The following is a 22,624-nucleotide window of genomic DNA, read 5'->3' on the forward strand; positions in this document are numbered from 1 at the left end:
ACCAAAAGAGCTCAGCGGTACAAGCGGGCCGGGTTGTCGACCAGAACGGCTTGTTTCAGTGCAGGGCTGTCACATACCTGTTGAATGAAGTTGAGCAGTTGGCGGTCATCCGGAGGGGAGCCCTTGATGTTTGGATGCGGCCAATCGGAGCCCCAAATCGCGCGTTCCGGGGCATACTCCAGAAACTCGCGAACGTAATCCAGAGCCTGCGGCCACGGGCCAGGTTGACCCTGCATGGCGCGATCGATACCGGAGAGCTTGATCCATCGGGCCGAATGCTCAAGATGCTTCTTCAGAGCAGCAAGCTCTTCTCTATCGAGGGGTTGGGTGAAATCTGGGCGCGCCATGTGATCAATGACCAGAGGCGTCTTCAGGTCCTTCCACTGGTCCAGGAACGGCAACAAAGTGTGTAGTTCTCCGTGAACCAACACATGCCATCCAAATGGAGCAACACGTTCGGCCAGTTGTCGCAGCTTTTGAGGATCCCGTGCGCCCGGCAGGTGCCCCATTAGATTGAAACGGATGCCACGCAGCCCGCCGTCGTGCAGAACCTGCAGCTGTTCATCGGTGGTTGTTTCGTCGATCAGACCAACGCCGCGGTAGTGTCCACCGCTCTCAGCGATTGCGGCCAGGATGGCGGAGTGATCCGTTCCATAGGGTGCAGCTTGAACAAGCACACCGTGCTCAATGCCAAGGCGCTGATGCAACGCCAGAAGATCTGAAAATGGCGCGGGGGCGGGAGTGTATGCGGCGTTCGCAGGGAGTGGGAAACGATCCCAGGGGCCGTAAATATGGGTGTGGCAATCCCACATCCCAGGCGCATTGGTTGGGCTGGACATGGAGGCTCCAAATGTCTGGCTGGTTGCTTCGCCGAGTAGGGTGATAGCTGCTGCAGCGATGGCTGTGTGCTTGATGAACAGGCGTCGTGAGGCCTGAACTTGATTTAGATCGTCCATAGTGACCTGCTCTTATTGTTTGTCGGTGGACGGGGGGCCATGGCCGGCCCCCTATAGAAATCAGCCGCAGCGAACGGTCATGCCGCCGTCGACGACGATCTCGGTACCAGTCACGAAGCGCGACTCATCACTGGCCAGGTACAGCGCGGCGTAAGCGGTGTCACGACCGTCGCCCATGAAGCCCAGTGGAATTCGAGCCAGGCGGGAGTCGAGCAGCTTGTTTACGTCGCCGCCGGTGCGCTGCCCTGCGAGACGGACTTCGACCATAGGCGTATGCAGCTGACCGGGTACCACGGTATTTACGCGAATACCTTTGGGGGCGTACTCAACGGCAGTAACACGGCCTAGTTGGATGACGCCGGCCTTGCTCGCGGCGTAGGCGACTTGCGCCGAGCCGGTGAACCGAATGCCAGACGTCGAAGCAGTGTTGATGATTGAGCCGCTGCCTTTTGCCTCCATTACCGGGATCACGTGTTTACAGGTCAGGTACACACTTTTCAGATTCAGAGCGATCTGGGCGTCGAACTTGTCCTCTGGCAGGGCAACTGCGCCACCCGCGGCGGAGCCGCCGACGTTGTTCACCAGGATGTCTACAGTCCCGTACGCTTGCTTGCAGGCTTCTACCATGGCAGCTACCGCTGAGCTGTCGGTGACGTCGCAGGCATACGGCGTCACTTCACCACCCGCTTCACGAATACGGCCCAGCGTTTCCTCCATGGCGCCGAGGTCGCGATCGACAGCGAACACCTTGGCGCCGGCAAGGGCGAACAGTACTGCCACGGCACGGCCATTACCCCAGCCGGCACCCACACAACCTGCACCGGTGACGATGGCGACCTTGCCTTTCAAGCGATCGCTGGTTGGAATATCTTCAGTCATGGGGTAATCCTCAATTCAACGTGGTAGGCAGTTCGGGAGCGACACCAGCCGGTGGCGGCACTTCGAAGACCTTGATAGTCATGGAAATCAGCGTGTAGTAGCCGGCAATGCCAACGAGATCGACTGCGGCGTCGTTACCCAGCAGCTCAATGAACTCTTTGTAGAGGCCGTCGCTAATGCCGCGGGTATCGTGCAGTTCACGAACGAAGCGATAAACCAACGCCTCATCGGCTTTCTGAAAGCTCGGCTCTTGCCCATCGCGTATGGCGTCGATGATCTCGGGAGCCAGGCCGGCCTCCAGAGCAAACGGTTTATGTGCAGCCCACTCATACTCTGCGAGCCAATGACGCCCCATCAGCAGAATGGCCAATTCAGAGAGGCGCGGTTCCAGGCAGCTGTCGTAGCGGCAGTAGCGACCAAGGGCCTGGGCGCACTCAGCCAGTTCTGGTCGATGTAGCCAGATGGCGAGCGGGCCGCGGACGCCTTTGCGTGGGCCGTTGGCGATGCGGTCGTAAACGACACGCTGGGCGTCATTCAGTTGTTGCGGATCAATGGGAGGCAAGCGATTCATGGCCGTTCCTGTTACGAGTGCTGGGTTTGCGATTGAGACAGGGGTTGGGCTTGCGCAACAGCTTCGGGGGCAGTTACTTGAGCTGCGCTGACATCCGAGGGGCGCAGCAGGCTGCGGCCAGGGGCACGGCCCGTTTCACGTTCGAACGCTTCCGGATCAAAAGCACCCTCCCAGCGGGCGATTGCGAAAACGGCGATGGTGTTGCCAACGATGTTGGTCAGGGCTGTTGCTGTCGCCATGATCCGATCAATGCCGAACAGAAGGCCCAAGCCGCTCAGCGGAAGGGTCTGTACAGACTGCAGGGTGGCTGCCAGCTTGATGAAAGCACCACCTGCAACCGTTGTACCGCCTTTGGAGGTAATGCTGAGGATCGCCAGCAAGCCGGCCTGTTGCCAGAGCGAGAACGGAGTGTCGGTGGCTTGCGCAATGAATCCGATAGCGATTGCCATATAGATCGCCGTGCCGTCCAGATTGAAGCTGTAACCGGCCGGCAGCACAAAACCAACAACCACTTCATCACAACCAGTACGTTTCAGTTTCTCGATAAGCCGCGGGAACGCGACTTCACCAGAAGCGGTACCGAACACAAGCAGAATTTCATCGCGGATCAACCGCAGCACGGTCATGAACGGCAGGCCAACCGACCAGCTGATGGTGCCGAGCACTCCGAACACGAACAGGAGCGAGGCGGCGTAGTAGACGGCGATGAGCTTGAGAAGGTAAAGAAGGGTGTCGCCACCGTAGCTACCGATCGCAGCGGCCATCGCGCCAAATGCGCCGAGGGGGGCCAGCTTCATGATGAAGCTGAGCATCTTGAAGAGGATGGTTTGAGCTTCGTCAATTGCGCGCACTGCTACGGACTCTGGCCCGCACGTACGGTTGATAGCAATACCGGCCAGTACTGAGATCAGCAGGACTTGGATGATGTCGCCTTTGGCGAAAGCATCCACAAGGGTGTGCGGGATCAAGCTCAGCAGGTAGGTGATGACCGAGACCTCGCCTGCTGCGGCTGTAGCCTTGATGGCAGCCGAAGACTCGTTCATCCCTGTGGCATGCAGCCCAACACCTGGCTCGACAACGTTCACCAACACAAAGCCTACGAGCATCGCGACCGTGCTGACGACTTCAAAATAGAGCAGTGATTTCATGCCAAGCCGGCCTAGCTTGCGCATGTCCTGGACGTGGGTGAGGCCATGCACCAAGGTCACGAAGACGATTGGAGCGAGCATCATTTTCAGGAGCGCAATAAAGGCTTGTCCGAGAGGTTTCATGGCAGTGGCCCAGGTGGGCGCGGCGAAACCGAGGATGACGGCAGCGACAAGTGCTATCAGCACCTGAACGTGGAGCTTCTTCAACTGGTTCATGGCAATTCCTCGCCCACGGGATGGGCGTCATTGTTCTTGTGATTCGCATGCTGGGATGGCCAATCCCACCGGCATAGCTATTAGAACTGAGCATAGAGATCTGGCGTAATCGGTGCAAAAACCTTATTTTGATAAAAAGCTATGCCAGTTAAGCATGGAGTTTCAGATGGATATCCGTGAGCTTCGTTCCTTCGTCAAGGTCGCCCAATGTGGTGGATTCAGTCGGGCTGCGAGGGATTTATTCATCGCTCAACCAGCGCTCAGTCGACAGATTGCAAAGTTGGAAGAGCAGCTGCAGGTCGAGCTTTTCACTCGACATGGGAGAGGTGTTGAGCTGACTGCAGCAGGCTCTCGTTTGTTGGAGCGTGCAGAGATCATGCTGCGCTACATGGAAGAAACTGCAGACCATGTGCGCAACACTGCGGATGAGGAGCGGGGGCATTTGGCGATAGGCCTGCCCCCAGCAATTGGGTCAATTGTCGGCCCTCAGCTGATTCGTAGTTTCAAGGACCGGTGGCCAAAGGCATCGCTGCATGCGCTTGAGGGGCTCAGCACATCGCTTCAAGAATGGTTGCTGGAGGGCCGGATCGATGTGGCGGTTGTCTATAACCAACCCTTGATCGAGGCATTCGATGTGCGGCCATTGTTCAGCGAACGGATGGTGCTGGTTGGCCCACCTGGCGAGGCATCGCGTAACGTCCGTCTGACTGCGCTTGGCGACTTCCCTTTGATCTTGCCGGGGTTGCCTCATAGCAACCGTCGCCTGGTGGAACAGATTGCCGCACAAAACGCGGTTCGTCTGAATGTCGTGCTCGAGGTCGATAGCGTTAGTTTGACGAAGCGGTTGGTCGCTGAGGGGCTTGGCTACTCCATTCTCGCCCATGCCGCTGTTCAGGAGGACATGAACAGCCACACGCTGGTCGGCCATGCAATTGAACGGCCCGGTATCCGCTCAACCGTGTCATTGACTCGGCTACGCGACCGACGTAGCTCTCGTCTGGCCTTAAGCTATGAAAAAATCTTGCTGGAGACCCTGGAAGAGCTCGTTACGGTCGGTGCTTGGAAAGAGGCAACGCACTGGCTGGCGCAGTGACAGCGATGCTCAAACCCATGTATGTCCTGTGCTAGACATCGCCCTCGCATGCTGTTCTTTCACCGAGGGAGCGGATTGAAGAGAGCCATGCTCAATTGTCATGAACTGCTATCAATACACGGTATTTGTCAGTTTTTTTTAAATGCATAGTCTGCTGTCAGCGGGGCAGGTATCAGCCTTCGCATACCAGATAAAAATAAGAGGCATAGACCATGCGTTCTACCTACTTTGCGACTTCACTAACTCTGCTCAGTTTTTGCTTGGCTAGCCAATTTGCTCACGCCAAGAATGATGTCTCCATCCTGACTGCGAGCAAGGGGGATGTCCACATTGAGGCATTGGTTCAGGGATCTGGAAAAACCATCGTCATCCTGCCGTCTAAGGGCCGGGGTGCTCACGATTACGATCAGGTAGCCAGCTACCTGGCTGATGATGGTTACCGCGTGATTCGACCAGAGCCTCGGGGTGTCAATGGAAGCCGGGCCCCCATGGACACGCCAACGTTGCATGATTTTGCTGCCGATGTTGCGTTAGTGATGGACAAGGCCCACGCCGGGGCTGCAATTGTCGTTGGTCATGCCTGGGGAAGCCAGCCCGCACGCGTGCTTGCGGTTGATCGTCCGGATCTTGTGAAAGGTGTGGTGTTGGCTGCTGCATCCATTGGCAAGTTGCCTCCAGGATCGTCGGAGAAGCCCTATGGAAGGATGGTTGAAGCGATCAAGGGAGCGGGCAACTATGCGTTACCTGAAGCTCAGCGAATCAAATACCTTGAGCTAGCATTCTTCGCCCCTGGCAATGATGCGCGAGCGTGGTTAACCGGGTGGTATGACAAAACACATGTGGCTCAAGATCACGCCCGAGATAGCACACCGGTTGAGAGCTACTGGTCTGCTGGTAACACAGTGCCCATTCTGGACCTTCAAGCTGAAAAGGATGCAGTTGTAATTCCCAATATACTCAAGTCGATGCTGGGTGATCGAGTGGAACACCAAGTAATTGCCGGAGCAGGCCATGCCCTTGCACCTGAACGGCCGAAGGAGATGGCTGATGCGATTTCCAGGTTTGCTGATCGGGTTTACGCAAGTAAGGACTGACTCCTCCACCATCTCTCGGCTCGAGGTCTACATAATTTCTAAGCAAATTTGTCGTGTTCAGGAATCTGGCCATCGCTGATGGCCAGTTGGGAGTTTGATGTCGAAGCTCCAAATCAGGTCTGGTGTGGAGACATCACTTACGTCTGGGCACAGGGCAAATGGCACTATCTTGCAGTTGGATCGCGCCAATGTGGACACTGACGCTATTCTACCAAAGCAATTCCTGATGATTATCGAACGCAGTACCATGGAGAACCCTATCAGGACTGCTCAAAAAGGCCTCTAAACTTGAGCTTTCCACTCAACCAGCCACGATATGAAGGCGCTGGAATTATGTTGGCTCGTGGTAACTTTGGTTGTGGTTCTAGCCGTGAACATGCGCCTTGGGCTTTGCATGAATGGGGAATTAGGGCGATTATTGCACCGAGCTTTGCTGAAATTTTTTATAGCAACTGCTTCAAGAACGGGATTCTACCAATCGTGCTGGACGAGGTTGCTCTCGAAAATTTATTCGTCGCAGTTGAGCAGCTGCCAGGTTATCAAATAAGCATAGACCTTGAAAAACAAGAGATTGTAGACGGCCATGGCAACCGCGTTCCGTTTGATGTCGACCCGTTCCGAAAGCATTGCTTGCTTAATGGTTTGGACGAAGTGGGGATGACGTTACTAAAGGTGGGTGCTATTCGGGAATTTGAGAAAACACGTATAGTTTTGGAACCATGGCTTTACGAGAGGTTCTAGCCCTTCAATGGCTCCTCTACCAAAACTTTTTGGCGTTCGGCGCTGAGCATCCAGATGTCGTCGTGTAGCTAAAGGCTTTAGCGATGCTATACGCCATAGCGTTTGTTTCCCCCAGACGTGATGCAGTAGCGGCCGCCTCTTGGGCCTATGCATACACGACCAGAGGAGCAGGGGCACGATGATCCATATTCGGGTGTTGAGCTTCGAACTGGCTGCGGAGTAGGGCGCTCCCGTTTGGGCCGCGGGGCGACAAAGCAGTTCGGGCCGCTGCAGAGATTTTTGTAGGAGATCCACCGTTGTGGTTGGCCGTCGAGGCTGATGCGCGCCCATTCCGCTTTTTGCTCATAGACCTGAACCTTCTCACCGCGCTTGAGGCTAGAGATCACTTTCCCTCCCGGTTCAGCGCGCAGATTCAGCTTGTCCGCGTTGACGAAATGCTCAGGTGCCGAGGCTTGTGTAGGTTGTGGTGCTGGTGATGAATTTGAAGCCAAAGTGTTAACCGACGCCTGGATAGCTGGTGGCTCAGTTTTAGGCGAATCCTTCTTGCCAATGGCCCAGATCACCACGAAGAGAACTAGCAGCGGCAGAAACCATGATTGACCTTTCTTGCGCATATCCTTTGCACCCTCGAAATGATATCTGTCCTTTTAGAAGAGGCCGGCTGGAGCCTGGCGAGCAATTTTCCATCTTTCATCGTCGATACAATTCAGCTTAGCCGACTGAGGCTGGTTGGAGCGGCAGCCGCACCTGGCTGACGTCCCGGGCCGTTAACGCGCCTGATGGTATGTCGTGCCGGATATGTTCAGTCATACGCTACCTGAGCCTCTCAGTGACCAGCCTTCGATAATCCCATGTGTGTCAAAGGTGCTCAGGAAAGCACGCAGGGTCGGGGAAGTTGGTGGTTGCAGCGACAGCAAGAGGATTGAGTACAAATGTGCTCCGTGGCGCTAGTGAAGGCTGACGGGCTCCATGAACGGGCACTTCCAAATACGTCATTTAACATAATACTCATTATGCGCTAGTCAATATTTGGTCACCGAACCACGAGTGAGGCACTTTGGGACCAGGGAAAGCTCCCTGGTCTAGATAATCTGTCCTGATCCATCGCCCACTTCGCCGACTTTGGTGCTGGATGCGTTAGCCTTGCCTTTTGACTGTTGGCTACCGCGACTTGGACATCAGGCCAGCCATTTGCACCTGTACCCTGAGTGCTTGAAAGAAACCTGGTACGGTCACCCTCGACCTTGTTTACCAAGACAAATCCGGCGCATGCATGACCACACTGACGACTAGCGCCTGTCAGCCAGCGCCATTGAGTTTGCCACGCTGCCCATCGCCGGCAACCCAACTCCCGGTCGATCGGTTAACGCGGTCAATTGTAGGAGCGGCCTTGTGTCGCGATGGGCTGCAACGCAGCCCCAGCAATTCATGCCGTTGCTCTGAAACTTTGGGGCTGCTGCACAGCCCATCGCGACGCAAGGCCGCTCCTGCAAGGGCCAGCAGGATTGGGAAGACAGTTGTTTACATCTCACGCAGACCTCAGCCACGAACCATCCCTGTGGGTGCTGGCCTGCAAGCGATGTGACCAGTACAAGCGACAAAAAATACATGAGGACCGCGCGATACCTGAGGGCCAGGCATACCCCCCCATTTGCCATGCTGTATATGCAAATAGGATATAACTACACTAAATACTCATTTAGCGTAGTTATATAGAACCCGTCTCTGCACCCAATCCTCAAACAAGCCCGCCAAAACGCCTGTAAAAGCCTTCATTCACATCCGGCAACGGCCCATCAGCCGTCTCCAGCGCTGCATTCAGCCATTCTTCCGCCTTGGCAAACACCAGCCGATAGAGGTTACGGCACAACTGTCGCGCGGCCCTTCCCTCCCAATCCCCAGGCAGCAGCTCGTCCGGCAGTTGCGGGTCGCGCAGCAGCAGCCGGCGGTATTCGTGAATCAGCAGCGTACGCGCCAGGAAGCAATCCTGCGCATCAAGTTGTTGCTGCTCTTTCAAACCTTGCCATAGCGGCCTGAACAGCTGGATGAACTCGCTGTACTGCTGCCCCAGTTCGTCGATGCGCCAGCTTTCCCGCACCTGGGCACGCATGGCCTTGGATGCCAGCACTTCCTGGGTGTGGGTTTCGAAGACGATGCTGTCGTCGCTCGCCTCCAGGTCACGCAAGGTGGCGGCCAGGTCGGCGCGGTCTGCCCGTGGGCAGCCCAGCAGGTTTGGCGCCATGGTCCCGAAGCCCTGCCACTCCAACTCTTCACGCAAAGCCTTGCGCTTGCCGGCCTCCAGTTGCGAGAGCAAAACCAGTGTCCAGGCACCGTCCCAGGCTGGCTGGCTGGGGCTGTAGACCCGCTTGAAGGCCTTCTCGAAACGCCGGCGGCCGGTACCTGTCAGGCTGTAGTAGCTGCGGCGGCCAACCTTTTCGGCAGTGAGCCAGCCTTCCTTGGTAAGGCGGAAGATCGATGTGCGTATCAGGCGCTCGTTGATGCCGATCGGCTCCAGCAGGTTGATCAGGCTACCCAGCCAGACGGTTCCGCCGTGGGGCTCGATGGCGTCGCCGTACAAAGTGATGATCAGGGAACTGGCGCGGATCGGCGTCTGCTCCTGGAAGCGGGTGATCAGGTTGTTCAGTGGGGCGAGATTGCTCATGGGCGAACTGTGCGCGGTTAAAGCACCGACTATACCTGCGCGGCGGGCCGCCTGACCATTGCGTGACGCTGCCAGGCTCATGCCGATGCCTGGCCTTTGGGCCTGACGCCAGTGTCTTCCATGCGTGGGCGCTCGGGCTCGACCTCGGTCAGTGGCGGGCATTCGACCATGCTGTTCATGCAGCGTTGCGCCAGGTGCTGATACTCCGCCGTGCCGCGTTGCTTCCAGACCAGTTCCTGTTCGGTCAGTGGGCGCTTGACCTGAGCTGGCGAGCCCATCACCAGGCTTTGTGCCGCACATTCGAAACCCGCCTTGACGAATGCCGTGGCCGCGACGATGCAGCGCGGTGCCACATGGGCGCCATCCATCACCACCGCGTTCATGCCGATCAAGGCGTCTTCGCCCACGCGGCAGCCGTGCAGCACGGCGCCATGCCCGACATGCCCGTTGCGTTCGACCACCGTATCGCCGCCCGGAAAACCATGCATCACGCAGGTGTCCTGCAGGTTGGCACCCTCCTCCAGCACGATACGGCCGAAATCCCCCCTTAGTGACGCCAGTGGGCCGACGTAGCAACGAGGGCCGACGATGACATCACCAATCAGCACGGCGCTGGGGTGCACGTAGGCTGTCGGATGAACCACGGGCGTCAGGCCGTCCAGTCGATAGCAAGGCATGGCAAAGCTCCTGAAATGATTTCAAATGCGCCTTGATCTTGTATCACAATCTTGTGATGCGTCAATCGCCATGGTCGTGTATCGCTTTTGCTGGGGTCATCGCGCCCCATTAAATCCAGCGTAATTCGTTGATTACAAAGTGATGAAGCGATTCATTATCCTAAAACCCTTTGCTGAGGCAGGTGTCACTCTCACAAAAAGAGATACATGGAACAATTTTGAATGTTGCATAATTGTATCGCATAATGCATATACTGGTTCCACCTGGACGTGATCCCCGCATCACGCCCCTGCAAACAATTCCAAGAAATGCCGGCCCCACGATGTGCCGTGCGTGCAGCCAGAGGAACCCGACATGCCGCGATATCTCGATGTGCAGGCGCCTGAACACGGCGTCCAGCTCATTACCCTGCAACGGCCCGAGGCGCTCAACGCCCTGTGCACCGAGCTACTGGCAGAGCTGGCCGCTGCGCTGGAAGCGGCCGGGAAAGACGAACAGACCCGCGCGGTGGTCATCACCGGCAGCCGCAAGGCATTCGCCGCAGGCGCCGATATCCGCGAGATGGCCGAGCGCGACCTGGTCGGCATCCTCAACGACCCCCGGGTGGCCCACTGGCAAAGCATCGCCGCCTTCGCCAAGCCACTGATCGCCGCCGTCAACGGCTACGCCCTGGGTGGCGGCTGCGAACTGGTGATGTGTGCCGACATCGTCATCGCCGGCAGCGACGCCCGTTTCGGCCAGCCAGAAATCAACCTCGGCATCATCCCCGGTGCCGGTGGCACCCAACGCCTGCTGCGGGCAGTAGGCAAGCCGCTGGCCATGCAAATGGTGCTGACCGGTGAAGCCATCACCGCCCCTCATGCATTGCAGGCCGGGCTGGTCAGCGAAATCACCCAGCCGGAACTCACCGTAGAACGCGCCCTGCACATCGCCCGCAGCATCGCCGCCAAGGCCCCGCTGGCAGTGCGCCTGGCCAAGGAAGCGTTGCTCAAGGCCGGCGATACCGACCTGGCCAGCGGCCTGCGTTTCGAACGCCATGCCTTCACCTTGCTGGCCGGCACCGCCGACCGCGACGAAGGTATCCGTGCCTTCCAGGAAAAACGCCAGGCCCGCTTCCAGGGCCGCTGATCATCTTTCCCTCGACTGACGGAGCGAGTCTGTCATGACTTTCCAGCACATCCTGTTTTCCATCGAGGACGGCGTCGCCCTCCTCTCGTTGAATCGCCCCGAGCAGCTGAACAGCTTCAATACCGCCATGCACCTGGAAGTGCGCGAGGCGCTCAAGCAAGTACGCCAGAGCAGCGAAGCCCGGGTGTTGTTGCTGACTGCCGAAGGCCGGGGTTTCTGCGCCGGCCAGGACCTGTCCGATCGCAACGTCGCCCCGGGTGCCGAGATGCCGGACCTGGGCGAATCGATCGACAAGTTCTACAACCCGCTGGTGCGCACCCTGCGCGACCTGCCGCTGCCGGTGATCTGTGCGGTGAACGGCGTGGCAGCCGGCGCCGGTGCCAACATCCCGCTGGCCTGCGACCTGGTGCTGGCGGCACGCTCGGCCAGCTTCATCCAGGCCTTCTGCAAGATCGGCCTGGTACCCGATTCCGGCGGCACCTGGCTGCTGCCGCGCCTGGTCGGCATGGCACGGGCCAAGGCTCTGGCCATGCTGGGCGAGCGCCTGGGCGCCGAACAGGCCCAGCAATGGGGGCTGATCCACCGCGTGGTGGACGATGCCGCGCTGCGCGACGAAGCCCTCACCCTCGCCCGCCAGCTCGCCACCCAGCCCACTTACGGCCTGGCCCTGATCAAGCGCAGCCTGAACGCCAGTTTCGACAACGGTTTCGATGAACAGCTGGAGCTGGAGCGCGACCTGCAGCGCCTGGCCGGGCGCAGCGAGGATTATCGCGAAGGCGTGAGTGCCTTCATGAACAAGCGCACGCCGGCATTCAAGGGGCGTTGATCATGAGCGCACTCGCAAGCAATGCCCAAGTGGCGGTGATCGGTGCAGGCGCCATGGGCGCAGGCATCGCCCAGGTTGCGGCCCAGGCCGGCCACCCGGTAAAGCTCTACGACAACCGCCCGGGCGCTGCCGCCCAGGCGGTGGCCGGCATAGACCGGCAACTTGCCCGCCTGGTGGAAAAAGGCAAGATGCAGGCTGCCGAACGGGAAGCCATAAGCGCCCGGCTGTGCCCGGTAGACGCCCTCGAAGCCCTGGCCGATGCTCACCTGGTGATCGAGGCCATCGTCGAGAACCTGAAGGTCAAGCAGGCGCTGTTCAGCCAGCTGGAAGCCTTGTGCGCCACCGACTGCATCCTCGCCAGCAACACTTCGTCGCTGTCCATCACCAGCCTCGCCGCCGGGCTGCAACGCCCGCACCAGGTGGTTGGCATGCACTTCTTCAACCCGGCGCCGCTGATGGCCCTGGTCGAAGTGGTCTCGGGCCTGGCCACCGCCCCGGCTGTTGCCGCGTGCATTCATGCCACCGCCCAGGCCTGGGGCAAGCAGCCGGTGCACACGCGCTCCACGCCGGGCTTCATCGTCAACCGCGTGGCGCGGCCGTTCTACGCCGAAAGCCTGCGCCTGCTGCAGGAAGGCGCAGCCGATTGCGCCAGCCTCGATGCGCTGCTGCGTGATGCCGGTGGTTTCCGCATGGGCGCATTCGAACTCACCGACCTGATCGGCCACGATGTCAATTACGCCGTTACCTGTTCGGTCTTCGATGCGTTCTATGGCGACTTCCGCTTCCAGCCTTCGCTGGTGCAAAAAGAACTGGTGGACGCGGGCCGCCTCGGGCGCAAGACCGGCCAAGGCTTCTATAGCTATGCCGAAGGCGCCGAACGCCCGCAGCCAGCCGAACTGCATAGCCCCGCCATAGTCGATGCCTGCGTCGTCGAAGGCGACCTGGGGGTGATGCAGCCGCTGGTCGAACGCCTGCGCCAAAGCGGCGTCGCCGTGACCCAGCGCGCCGGCAGCGGCCTGATCCAGGTGGGCGATGCCACCCTGGCGCTGTCCGATGGCCGCCTGGCCAGCCAGCGCGCCCGGGAAGACGGCCTGCGCAACCTAGTGCTGCTCGACCTTGCCTTGGACTACACCACCGCCACCCGCCTCGCCATCAGCTGGTCGGCCGACACCAGCGACAACGCTCGCGACCAGGCGGTGGCCTTGCTGCGGCGTGCCGGCCTGAAGGTAACGGCGGTCGCCGACCTGCCCGGCCTGGTGGTGCTGCGTACCGTGGCGATGCTCGCCAACGAGGCCGCCGATGCCGTGCTGCAAGGTGTCGGCAGCGCCGCCGACATCGACCTGGCCATGCGCGCCGGCGTCAACTACCCCTGCGGCCCGCTGGCCTGGGCCGCGAACCTCGGCATCCCCCACACCCTGCGCGTGCTCGACAACCTGCAGCGCAGCTACGGCGAGAGCCGCTACCGCCCTTCCCTGCTGTTACGCCGCTGCGAAGCCAAAGGAGGCACCCTGCATGACTGAAGTCGAACTGGCACAAGCCTGTGCCGAGGCCATGTACGCCCGCGACCAGGCCACCCAGGGCCTGGGCATCCGCCTGCTGGAAGCCGGCCCGGGCCAGGCATGCCTGCGCATGCCGGTACGCGCCGACATGATCCAGGGGCATGGCACCTGCCATGGCGGCTTCCTGTTCGCCCTGGCCGACTCGGCATTTGCCTTCGCCTGCAACAGCCACGACCAGGCCACCGTCGCCCTGGGCTGCAGCATCGACTACCTGGCCCCGGCGCTGCGCGATGACGTGCTTACCGCCCGCGCCAGCGAGGTCAGCCGCAAGGGCCGCACCGGCCTGTACCACGTCCGCATCGAGAACCAGCGCGGTGAGCTGGTGGCGATGTTCCATGGCAAATCCTACAAAGTGCGCGGCACCGTGCTGGCGCAGGAGACGCAAGATGACTGAACACACCCTGGCCGATGCGTTGATCATCGACGCCGTGCGCACCCCCATCGGCCGATATGCCGGCGCCTTGAGCGGCGTGCGCGCCGATGACCTGGCCGCCATCCCGCTCAAGGCCCTGATCCAGCGCCACCCCGAACTGGACTGGAAAGCCATCGACGACGTCATCCTCGGCTGCGCCAACCAGGCTGGCGAGGACAACCGCAACGTCGCGCACATGGCCAGCTTGCTGGCCGGGTTGCCGATCGAAGTGCCGGGCACCACCATCAACCGCCTGTGTGGCTCGGGCCTGGACGCCATCGGCAATGCAGCCCGCGCCCTGCGCTGCGGCGAAGCCGGGCTGATGCTGGCCGGCGGCGTGGAGTCGATGTCACGCGCGCCGTTCGTCATGGGCAAGTCGGAGCAGGCGTTCGGCCGTGCGGCCGAACTGTTCGACACCACCATCGGCTGGCGTTTCGTCAACCCGCTGATGAAGGCGGCCTTCGGCACCGACTCGATGCCGGAAACGGCCGAGAACGTTGCGCAGCAGTTTGGTATTTCCCGCGCCGACCAGGACGCCTTTGCCCTGCGTAGCCAGCACAAGGCCGCCGCTGCACAGGCACGCGGGCGCCTGGCACGGGAAATCGTGCCGGTCGAGATCTCGCAGCGCAAAGGCCCGGCCAAAGTGGTCGAGCACGACGAACATCCCCGCGGCGACACCACCCTGGAGCAACTGGCCAGGCTGGGTACCCCGTTCCGTGACGGCGGCAGCGTCACCGCCGGCAATGCCTCCGGGGTCAACGATGGTGCCTGCGCCCTGCTGCTCGCCAGCAGCGCCGCCGCCCGCCGTCATGGCCTGAAGGCTCGCGGCCGAATCGTCGGCATGGCGGTGGCCGGGGTCGAACCACGGCTGATGGGCATCGGCCCGGTGCCGGCGACCCGCAAGGTGCTGGAGCTTGTCGGGTTGTCGCTGGCAGACATGGACGTCATCGAGCTCAACGAGGCCTTTGCCGCCCAGGGCCTCGCGGTACTGCGCGAGCTCGGCCTGGCCGACGACGACGCGCGGGTCAACCGCAACGGCGGTGCCATCGCCCTGGGCCACCCGTTGGGCATGAGCGGTGCACGCCTGGTCACCACCGCGTTGCACGAGCTGGAAGAAACCGCCGGACGCTACGCCCTGTGCACCATGTGCATCGGCGTTGGCCAAGGCATCGCGATGGTCATCGAACGCCTCTGAGCGGCTCAGACCATCGGCTTGTTACCGAACCGAACGCAGCCGTATATGCTGCTTCCATGACACTCACCACGCGGCCTGCAACCGGTACCGCGCGGCGTACAAGAACAATTCGAGTGAAGCCATGAACATGTACCATGATGCCGATCGTGCCCTGCTGGACCCGATGGAAACCGCCAGTGTCGACGCCCTGCGCCAGCACCAGCTGGAGCGCCTGCGCTGGAGCCTGAAGCACGCCTACGACAACGTACCGCTGTACCGCCAGCGCTTTGCCGAGTGCGGTGCCCACCCCGACGACCTCAAGTGCCTGGAAGACCTGGCGAAGTTCCCCTTCACCGGCAAGAACGACCTGCGCGACAACTACCCCTACGGCATGTTCGCCGTGCCCCAGCAAGAGGTGGTGCGTCTGCACGCCTCCAGTGGCACCACCGGCAAGCCGACGGTGGTGGGCTACACCCAGAACGACATCGACACCTGGGCCAATGTGGTCGCCCGCTCGATCCGCGCCGCGGGTGGGCGCAAGGGTGACAAGGTGCATGTCTCCTACGGCTACGGCCTGTTCACCGGCGGGCTTGGCGCGCATTACGGTGCCGAGCGCCTGGGCTGCACGGTGATCCCCATGTCCGGTGGTCAGACCGAAAAGCAAGTGCAGCTGATTCGCGACTTCCAGCCCGACATCATCATGGTCACCCCCTCCTACATGCTCAACCTGGCCGACGAGATCGAGCGCCAGGGCATCGACCCGCAAGACCTCAAGCTGCGCCTGGGCATATTCGGCGCAGAGCCGTGGACCGATGAGCTGCGCCGCTCTATCGAGCAACGGCTGGGCATCGATGCCCTCGACATTTATGGCCTGTCGGAAATCATGGGGCCTGGGGTGGCGATGGAGTGCCTCGAAACCAAGGATGGCCCGACCATCTGGGAGGACCATTTCTACCCCGAGATCATCGACCCGGTCACCGGTGCGGTGCTACCGGACGGCCAACTGGGCGAACTGGTGTTCACCTCGCTGAGCAAGGAAGCGTTGCCCATGGTGCGCTACCGCACCCGCGACCTCACTCGCCTGCTGCCCGGCACCGCCAGGCCGATGCGGCGGATCGGCAAGATCACCGGCCGCAGCGATGACATGCTGATCATTCGCGGGGTCAACGTGTTCCCGACCCAGATCGAGGAGCAAGTGCTAAAAATAAAACAGCTTTCCGAGCTTTATGAGATTCATCTGTATCGCAATGGAAACCTCGACAGTGTCGAAGTGCATGTGGAACTGCGTGCGGAGTGCCAGCACCTTGATGAAGGCCAGCGCAAGCTGTTGACCGGGGAGCTGACCAAGCAGATCAAGACCTATATCGGCATCAGCACCCAGGTGCGCCTGCAGCCCTGCGGCACGCTCAAGCGTTCCGAGGGCAAGGCCTGCCACGTGTTCGACAAACGGTTGGCCAGCTGATTCATTCGGCTGCCTTTTCGGCCCCGGCATCGTCCGGGGCTTTTTTTTGCCTGGGAGATTGCTGGGGGCGCTTTGCGCCCCTTTCGCCGGCAAGCCAGCTCCCACAGGGGCAGCGTCCATCTCCAGGGCAACCGCTCTCCTGTGGGAGCTGGCTTGCCGGCGAAAGGGCTGCACAGCAGCCCTCTTGGCCCGCAAAGTGATACACAAATCTTATTTGATACACATAAAACTGTTTGACGTTATGTTTTGTATCGCTTACAAATGACTCATGCCTTAGCAGGAGTCGGAACACATGTACGCACAGCTAGTGGAAACCGGAGTCAAGCGCGTCAAGTCGCTGGAAGAGATGTCGCCCGAGGAGCGCAACTTCCAGGAAAAGATCGACGCCGAAATCAAGATCGAAGCCAAGAACTGGATGCCCGAGGCCTACCGCCAGACCCTGATCCGGCAGATCTCCCAGCACGCCCACTCGGAAATCGTCGGCATGCTGCCCGAAGGCAACTGGGTCACCCGTGCCCCCAGCCTCAAACGCAAGCTGCAGCTGATGGCCAAGATCCAGGACGAAGCCGGCCACGGCCTGTACCTGTACAGCGCCATGGAAACCCTGGGCGCCGACCGTGACGAAGAAATCGCCAAGCTGCACAGCGGCAAGGCCAAGTACTCGAGCATCTTCAACTACCCCACCCTCAGCTGGGCCGATATGGGCGCAGTGGGCTGGCTGGTGGACGGCGCCGCCATCGTCAACCAGGTGGTGCTGCAGCGCACCTCCTACGGCCCGTATTCGCGCGCGATGATCCGCATCTGCAAAGAAGAGAGCTTCCACCAGCGCCAGGGCTACGAAATCCTTCTGACCATGATGCGCCACGGTACCCAGGCCCAGCGCGACATGGTCCAGGACGCGATCAACCGCCTGTGGTGGCCGGCACTGATGATGTTCGGCCCCAGCGACGAGCACTCCCCCAACAGCGCCCAGTCCATGGCCTGGAAGATCAAGCGCCAGACCAACGATGAACTGCGCCAGCGCTTCATCGACCAGACCGTGCCGCAGCTCGAGCTGCTCGGCTGCACCGCCCCCGACCCCGAGCTGAAGTGGAATGCCGAGCGCGGCCATTACGACTTCGGCGAAATCCAGTGGGACGAGTTCTACGAAGTGATCAAGGGCAATGGCCCATGCAACCAGGAACGCGTCGCCACCCGACGCAAGGCCATCGAGGACGGTGCCTGGGTGCGCGAGGCCGCCGTGGCCTACGCGCGCAAGCAACAGAACAAGAACGCCGCCTGAGCGGCGATTGATGCGGAGATCGAAAATGTCTGTCTGGACCCTCTACGAAGTGTTCGTGCGCAGCAAGCACGGCCTTAACCACAAGCATGTCGGCAGCGTGCACGCCGCCGATGCCGCCATGGCCATCGAAAACGCCCGCGAGCTGTACACCCGCCGCAGCGAAGGCGTCAGCCTGTGGGTGGTGCCCTCGGCACTGATCACCGCCTCTTCCCCGGACGAGAAAGACCCGCTGTTCGCCCCGGCGGACGACAAGGTCTACCGCCATGCCAGCTTCTACGAACTGCCCGACGAAGTCGGACACATGTGAGGTTGGCCATGCACAACGAAACCCTTGTCCCCTACCTGCTGCTGCTCGGCGACAGTGCCCTGGTGCAGGGCCAGCGCCTCTGCGAATGGTGTGGCCGCGCCCCGGCCATCGAAGAAGAACTGGCCCTGATGAACGTCGGCCTCGACCTGGTAGGCCAGGCGCGCAACTGGCTGGAGTACGCCGCCGAGCTGCTCGATGATGGCCGTGACGCCGACGCCCTGGCCTTCCGCCGTGACGAGCGCGCCTATCGCAACCTGTTGCTGGTCGAGCAGCCCAACGGCGATTTCGCCGTGACCATGACCAAGCAGTTCTTCTATGACGCCTGGCATTTCGCCGTGCTTCAGGGTCTGGTCGGCTCGAACGACGAGCGTATCGCCGGTATCGCCGCCAAGGCCCTGAAGGAAGTCACCTACCACCTGCGCCGCTCCAGCGAGTGGGTGCAACGCCTGGGTGGTGGCACCGAAGAAAGCCGCCAACGCATGCTCGCGGCCATCCCGGCACTGTGGCGCTTCACCGTCGAACTGGCCGCCGGTAGCGACAATGAAGTGCACCTGGCGCAAGCGGGTATCGCCGCCGCCCCCGCTGCCGTCGGCGCGGCCTGGCTCAAGCAGGTTAGCGAGACCTTCGCTTCGGTCGAACTGCCGTTGCCCAAGGCCGCCAGCCACTTCTACCTGGACGGCCGCAAAGGCCTGCACACCGAGCACCTGGGCCTGCTGCTGGCCGAGATGCAGTTCCTGCCAAGGGCGTACCCCGATGCAACCTGGTGAGCTGATTGCCGGCGACCGTGGCGCCCGCGCGCCACGCGGCGATGACCTGGCCCGGGCCTGGGCGGTACTGGCCCAGGTTATGGACCCGGAAGTGCCCGTGGTCAGCGTGGTCGACCTGGGCATCGTGCGCGACCTCGACTGGCGCGCCGGGCACCTGCACCTGGTCGTCACACCGACCTACTCCGGCTGCCCTGCCACCGAGGTGATCGAAGGGGATATCCGCCAGGCGCTGGAGCAGGCCGGCTTCCCCGCGCCGCTGCTCGAGCGCCGGCTGACCCCGGCCTGGAGCACCGACTGGATCAGCGAACTGGGCCGCGAGCGCCTGCGCGCCTACGGCATCGCCCCGCCACAGGGCAGCGCCAGCAAACGCAGCCTGCTCGGCGAGGCGCCGCAGGTGTGCTGCCCGCAGTGCGGTAGCGCCCATACCGAATTGCTCAGCCAGTTCGGTTCCACGGCTTGCAAGGCGCTTTACCGCTGCCGCGAGTGCCTGGAGCCGTTCGACTATTTCAAATGCATTTGAGCCGTGGAGAACGCCATGAGCCAGTTTCACAGCCTGACCATCAAACAAGTGCGCAACGAGACCCGCGATGCGGTGTCGATTGCCTTCGACGTGCCCGAGCACCTGCAGGCGCAGTTCCGTTTCACCCAGGGCCAGTACCTGGTCATGCGCACCCAACTGGATAACGAAGAAGTCCGCCGTTCCTATTCTATCTGCAGCGCCGTGCAGGATGGCGAACTGCGTGTGGCGGTGAAGCGCGTGCCAGGCGGGCGCTTTTCGGCATTTGCCAACGACGTGCTCAAGGCAGGCCAGCAACTGGAAGTGATGCCGCCGTCGGGCAGCTTCTTCGTGCCACTGGAGCCGGCCCGCCAGGGCAACTACCTGGGCGTGGCTGCCGGCAGCGGCATCACGCCGATCCTGTCGATCGTCGCCACTACCCTGGCCAGCGAGCCGTACAGCCGCTTCACCCTGCTGTACGGCAACCGCTCCAGCTCTGGCGCACTGTTCCGCGACAAGCTGGAAGACCTGAAGAACCGTTACCTCGACCGCCTGAACCTGATTTTCGTGTTCAGCCGCGAGCAGCAGGATGTCGACCTGTACAACGGCCGCATCGATGCCGACAAGTGCGGCCAGTTGTTCTCGCGCTGGATGGACGTTGCCAACCTGGACGCTGCATTCATCTGCGGCCCACAGGCGATGACCGAGACGGTGCGCGACAGCCTGCAGGCCAATGGCCTGGCCAAGGACCGTATCCATTTCGAGCTGTTCGCAGCCGCCGGCAGCGAAGCCCGCCGGGAGGCCCGCGAGGCGGCGCGCCAGGTGGATTCGGCGCTCAGTCACATCACCGTGATCAGCGACGGCCGCGCCCTCACCTTCGACCTGCCACGTAACACCCAGAACGTGCTGGACGCCGGCAACGCCATCGGCGCCGAGCTGCCGTACTCGTGCAAGGCCGGCGTGTGCTCGACCTGCAAGTGCCGGGTAATCGAGGGCGAAGTGGAGATGGACAGCAACCATGCCCTGGAGGATTACGAAGTGGCGGCCGGGTATGTGCTGTCGTGCCAGACCTACCCGGTGAGCGACAAGGTGGTGCTCGATTTCGACCAGCTCTGAGACCGCGTCGCCTGCTTCGCGGGCGCGCCCGCTCCCACAGGGATAGCACAAGTCTCAAGCACACCGCCGCACCTGTGGGAGCGGGCATGCCCGCGAAGAGGCCCTAAGCAACACCGCAACACCCGCGTGACCTCAACAAAACAATTACAACACCCAGAGATCGCAACCCATGACACCCGAACGCATCGAAAGCATCGCCAACCACCCCGACTTCCAGCACCTGGTGCAGCGCAAACGCCGCCTCAACGGCAGCTTGACCCTGGCCATGCTGGTGATCTACTACGGCTTCGTCCTGCTGGTGGCGTTTTCCCCCAGCACCCTCGGCCAGTCCCTCAGCGGTGGCGTGACCACCGTTGGCATGCTGGTGGGCGTGCTGATGGTACTGCTGTCCTTCGCCTTGACAGGCATCTACGTGCACCGCGCCAACAACGTGCTCGACCCGCTCAACGACAAGGTCAAGCAGGAGTGCGCACAATGAACTGGACTGCCATCTCGATGTTCATGGTGTTCGTCTGCTTCACCCTGCTGGTCACCCGCTGGGCTGCCATGCGCACGCGCTCGGCCAGCGATTTCTACACCGCCGGCGGGGGCCTGACCGGCATGCAGAACGGCTTGGCGATCGCCGGCGACATGATCAGCGCCGCCTCGTTCCTGGGCATTTCGGCAATGATGTTCATGAACGGCTATGACGGCCTGCTGTATGCCCTGGGCGTACTGGCCGGCTGGCCGATCATCCTGTTCCTGATCGCCGAACGCCTGCGCAACCTGGGCAAGTACACCTTCGCCGACGTGGTCAGCTACCGCCTGGCACAAACCCCGGTGCGCCTGACCTCGGCCTTCGGCACCCTGGTGGTGGCGCTGATGTACCTGGTGGCGCAGATGGTCGGTGCCGGCAAGCTGATCGAACTGCTGTTCGGCATCAGCTATCTGTACGCGGTGATGCTGGTCGGTGTGCTGATGGTCGCCTACGTCACCTTCGGCGGCATGCTCGCCACCACCTGGGTGCAGATCATCAAGGCAGTGATGCTGCTTTCGGGCACCAGCTTCATGGCCTTCATGGTGCTCAAGCATTTCGGCTTCAGCACCGAGGCGATGTTCGCCAGCGCCGTGGCCGTGCATGCCAAGGGCCAGGCGATCATGGCCCCGGGCGGCTTGCTGTCCAACCCGGTGGACGCCATTTCCCTCGGCCTGGGCATGATGTTCGGTACCGCCGGCCTGCCGCATATCCTGATGCGCTTCTTCACCGTCAGCGATGCCAAGGAAGCGCGCAAGAGCGTGTTCTATGCCACCGGGTTCATCGGCTACTTCTACCTGCTGCTGATCGTCATCGGCTTTGGTGCAATCGTCATGGTCGGCACCGAACCGTCCTACCGTGATGCCACCGGCGCCATTATCGGCGGCGGCAACATGGTCGCCGTGCACCTGGCCCAGGCCGTGGGTGGCAATCTGTTCCTCGGTTTCATCTCCGCCGTGGCCTTCGCCACCATCCTGGCGGTGGTCGCCGGCCTGGCGCTGTCCGGTGCATCGGCCGTTTCCCACGACCTGTATGCCTGCGTGGTGCGCCAGGGCAAGGCCAGTGAACAGGAGGAAATGCGCGTGTCGCGTATCGCCACGCTGCTGATCGGCCTGCTGGCGGTCATCCTCGGCCTGATGTTCGAGTCGCAGAACATCGCCTTCCTCTCTGGCCTGGTGCTGGCCGTGGCCGCCTCGGTCAACTTCCCGGTGCTGCTGCTTTCGATGTTCTGGAAAGGCCTGACCACCCGCGGCGCAGTGTGCGGCAGCATGGCCGGCCTGGTTTCGGCGGTGCTGCTGGTGGTGCTGGGCCCGGCGGTGTGGGTCAACGTGCTGCATCACGAAAAGGCGCTGTTCCCCTACAGCAACCCGGCGCTGTTCTCCATGAGCCTGGCCTTCCTCGGCGCCTGGGTGTTCTCGGTCACTGACAGCTCCGAACGCGCCAGCCAGGAACGTGGCCGCTACCTGGCCCAGTTCATCCGTTCCATGACCGGAATCGGCGCCGCCGGCGCCAGCAAGCACTGACTCTCAGGGAAGAACAACCA

General features: G+C 61.4%; 21 protein-coding genes and 2 pseudogenes. 16 read left to right on the top strand and 7 right to left on the bottom strand.

Translation table 11 applies throughout. From position 1 onward, the window contains the following. Positions 1-11: 11 nt before the first annotated feature. Genes CAG18_RS02330 through CAG18_RS02345 form a run of 4 tightly spaced genes read right to left on the bottom strand, consistent with a single transcriptional unit; the run spans position 12 to position 3,770 of the window. Complete coding sequence (locus tag CAG18_RS02330) at positions 12-956, bottom strand: amidohydrolase (RefSeq protein WP_224765922.1); 945 nt, start codon at positions 954-956, stop codon at positions 12-14. Positions 957-1,016: 60 nt separating this feature from the next. After that, on the bottom strand, positions 1,017-1,835 hold the full coding sequence (locus CAG18_RS02335) for an SDR family NAD(P)-dependent oxidoreductase (RefSeq protein ID WP_003258699.1): 819 nt from the start codon (positions 1,833-1,835) through the stop codon (positions 1,017-1,019). A 10-nt stretch (positions 1,836-1,845) separates the two neighbouring features. Continuing rightward, complete coding sequence (locus CAG18_RS02340) at positions 1,846-2,406, bottom strand: carboxymuconolactone decarboxylase family protein (RefSeq protein WP_085720148.1); 561 nt, start codon at positions 2,404-2,406, stop codon at positions 1,846-1,848. Between the two features lie 11 nt (positions 2,407-2,417). Continuing rightward, positions 2,418-3,770 carry a cation:dicarboxylate symporter family transporter gene (locus tag CAG18_RS02345; protein WP_085720150.1) on the bottom strand — a complete coding sequence of 451 codons (1,353 nt, stop codon included), beginning with the start codon at positions 3,768-3,770 and terminating at the stop codon, positions 2,418-2,420. Between the two features lie 112 nt (positions 3,771-3,882). Here CAG18_RS02345 and CAG18_RS02350 point away from each other — a divergent pair, with 112 nt between their 5' ends. The 3 genes and pseudogenes from CAG18_RS02350 (at position 3,883) to leuD (ending at position 6,698) form a co-directional block, all read left to right on the top strand. Continuing rightward, positions 3,883-4,863 (top strand): LysR family transcriptional regulator, encoded by a 981-nt coding sequence (locus CAG18_RS02350; RefSeq protein ID WP_256573333.1) that lies wholly within the window; start codon positions 3,883-3,885, stop codon positions 4,861-4,863. Positions 4,864-5,075: 212 nt separating this feature from the next. Continuing rightward, positions 5,076-5,957 carry an alpha/beta fold hydrolase gene (locus CAG18_RS02355; protein WP_085720154.1) on the top strand — a complete coding sequence of 294 codons (882 nt, stop codon included), beginning with the start codon at positions 5,076-5,078 and terminating at the stop codon, positions 5,955-5,957. Positions 5,958-6,147: 190 nt separating this feature from the next. Next, a pseudogene (gene leuD / locus CAG18_RS02360) lies at positions 6,148-6,698 on the top strand (3-isopropylmalate dehydratase small subunit). 86 nt (positions 6,699-6,784) lie between these two features. Here the strand turns inward: leuD and CAG18_RS02365 are convergent. The 3 genes from CAG18_RS02365 to paaY form a co-directional block, all read right to left on the bottom strand. Continuing rightward, positions 6,785-7,312 (bottom strand): SH3 domain-containing protein, encoded by a 528-nt coding sequence (locus tag CAG18_RS02365; protein WP_080604872.1) that lies wholly within the window; start codon positions 7,310-7,312, stop codon positions 6,785-6,787. A gap of 1,124 nt (positions 7,313-8,436) precedes the next feature. Further along, positions 8,437-9,360: a phenylacetic acid degradation operon negative regulatory protein PaaX gene (gene paaX / locus CAG18_RS02370; RefSeq protein ID WP_015270318.1), complete on the bottom strand. Its 924-nt coding sequence runs from the start codon at positions 9,358-9,360 to the stop codon at positions 8,437-8,439. Between the two features lie 77 nt (positions 9,361-9,437). After that, complete coding sequence (gene paaY / locus CAG18_RS02375; protein ID WP_085720156.1) at positions 9,438-10,037, bottom strand: phenylacetic acid degradation protein PaaY; 600 nt, start codon at positions 10,035-10,037, stop codon at positions 9,438-9,440. A gap of 355 nt (positions 10,038-10,392) precedes the next feature. Between paaY and paaF the strand changes: the two genes are divergently transcribed. The 13 genes and pseudogenes from paaF to CAG18_RS02440 all read left to right on the top strand — a co-directional run. Further along, on the top strand, positions 10,393-11,166 hold the full coding sequence (gene paaF, locus CAG18_RS02380) for a 2,3-dehydroadipyl-CoA hydratase PaaF (protein WP_015270320.1): 774 nt from the start codon (positions 10,393-10,395) through the stop codon (positions 11,164-11,166). 34 nt (positions 11,167-11,200) lie between these two features. Further along, a complete protein-coding gene (paaG, locus tag CAG18_RS02385) occupies positions 11,201-11,992 on the top strand; it encodes a 2-(1,2-epoxy-1,2-dihydrophenyl)acetyl-CoA isomerase PaaG (RefSeq protein WP_015270321.1) in 792 nt (263 codons plus the stop codon). A gap of 2 nt (positions 11,993-11,994) precedes the next feature. Beyond that, entirely contained in the window at positions 11,995-13,512 is a 1,518-nt protein-coding gene (paaH, locus tag CAG18_RS02390) for a 3-hydroxyacyl-CoA dehydrogenase PaaH (RefSeq protein WP_085720158.1), read from the top strand. After that, positions 13,505-13,945: a hydroxyphenylacetyl-CoA thioesterase PaaI gene (gene paaI / locus CAG18_RS02395; protein WP_013972610.1), complete on the top strand. Its 441-nt coding sequence runs from the start codon at positions 13,505-13,507 to the stop codon at positions 13,943-13,945. The genes paaH and paaI overlap by 8 nt, the downstream gene beginning before the upstream one ends. After that, complete coding sequence (pcaF, locus tag CAG18_RS02400; protein ID WP_085720160.1) at positions 13,938-15,158, top strand: 3-oxoadipyl-CoA thiolase; 1,221 nt, start codon at positions 13,938-13,940, stop codon at positions 15,156-15,158. Before paaI ends, pcaF begins: the two co-directional genes overlap by 8 nt. Before the next feature lie 121 nt (positions 15,159-15,279). Next, complete coding sequence (gene paaK, locus CAG18_RS02405) at positions 15,280-16,599, top strand: phenylacetate--CoA ligase PaaK (protein WP_039613396.1); 1,320 nt, start codon at positions 15,280-15,282, stop codon at positions 16,597-16,599. A 292-nt stretch (positions 16,600-16,891) separates the two neighbouring features. Beyond that, positions 16,892-17,881: a 1,2-phenylacetyl-CoA epoxidase subunit PaaA gene (gene paaA, locus CAG18_RS02410; RefSeq protein ID WP_015270325.1), complete on the top strand. Its 990-nt coding sequence runs from the start codon at positions 16,892-16,894 to the stop codon at positions 17,879-17,881. A gap of 25 nt (positions 17,882-17,906) precedes the next feature. Beyond that, positions 17,907-18,188: a 1,2-phenylacetyl-CoA epoxidase subunit PaaB gene (gene paaB / locus CAG18_RS02415; protein WP_013972614.1), complete on the top strand. Its 282-nt coding sequence runs from the start codon at positions 17,907-17,909 to the stop codon at positions 18,186-18,188. A gap of 8 nt (positions 18,189-18,196) precedes the next feature. Continuing rightward, a complete protein-coding gene (gene paaC, locus CAG18_RS02420) occupies positions 18,197-18,955 on the top strand; it encodes a 1,2-phenylacetyl-CoA epoxidase subunit PaaC (RefSeq protein ID WP_085720163.1) in 759 nt (252 codons plus the stop codon). Then, positions 18,942-19,475: a 1,2-phenylacetyl-CoA epoxidase subunit PaaD gene (gene paaD, locus CAG18_RS02425; protein WP_024087128.1), complete on the top strand. Its 534-nt coding sequence runs from the start codon at positions 18,942-18,944 to the stop codon at positions 19,473-19,475. The genes paaC and paaD overlap by 14 nt, the downstream gene beginning before the upstream one ends. A 15-nt stretch (positions 19,476-19,490) precedes the next feature. After that, positions 19,491-20,567: a 1,2-phenylacetyl-CoA epoxidase subunit PaaE gene (paaE, locus tag CAG18_RS02430; protein ID WP_085720165.1), complete on the top strand. Its 1,077-nt coding sequence runs from the start codon at positions 19,491-19,493 to the stop codon at positions 20,565-20,567. A 169-nt stretch (positions 20,568-20,736) separates the two neighbouring features. Next, entirely contained in the window at positions 20,737-21,045 is a 309-nt protein-coding gene (locus tag CAG18_RS02435; protein WP_004376242.1) for a DUF485 domain-containing protein, read from the top strand. Next, positions 21,036-22,604: pseudogene (locus CAG18_RS02440) on the top strand (cation acetate symporter); the annotation flags it as partial. The gene CAG18_RS02435 and the pseudogene CAG18_RS02440, both read left to right, overlap by 10 nt. Positions 22,605-22,624: the final 20 nt, after the last annotated feature.

This window comes from Pseudomonas sp. B22(2017), from assembly GCF_002113105.1.
Taxonomy (GTDB): domain Bacteria; phylum Pseudomonadota; class Gammaproteobacteria; order Pseudomonadales; family Pseudomonadaceae; genus Aquipseudomonas; species Aquipseudomonas asiatica.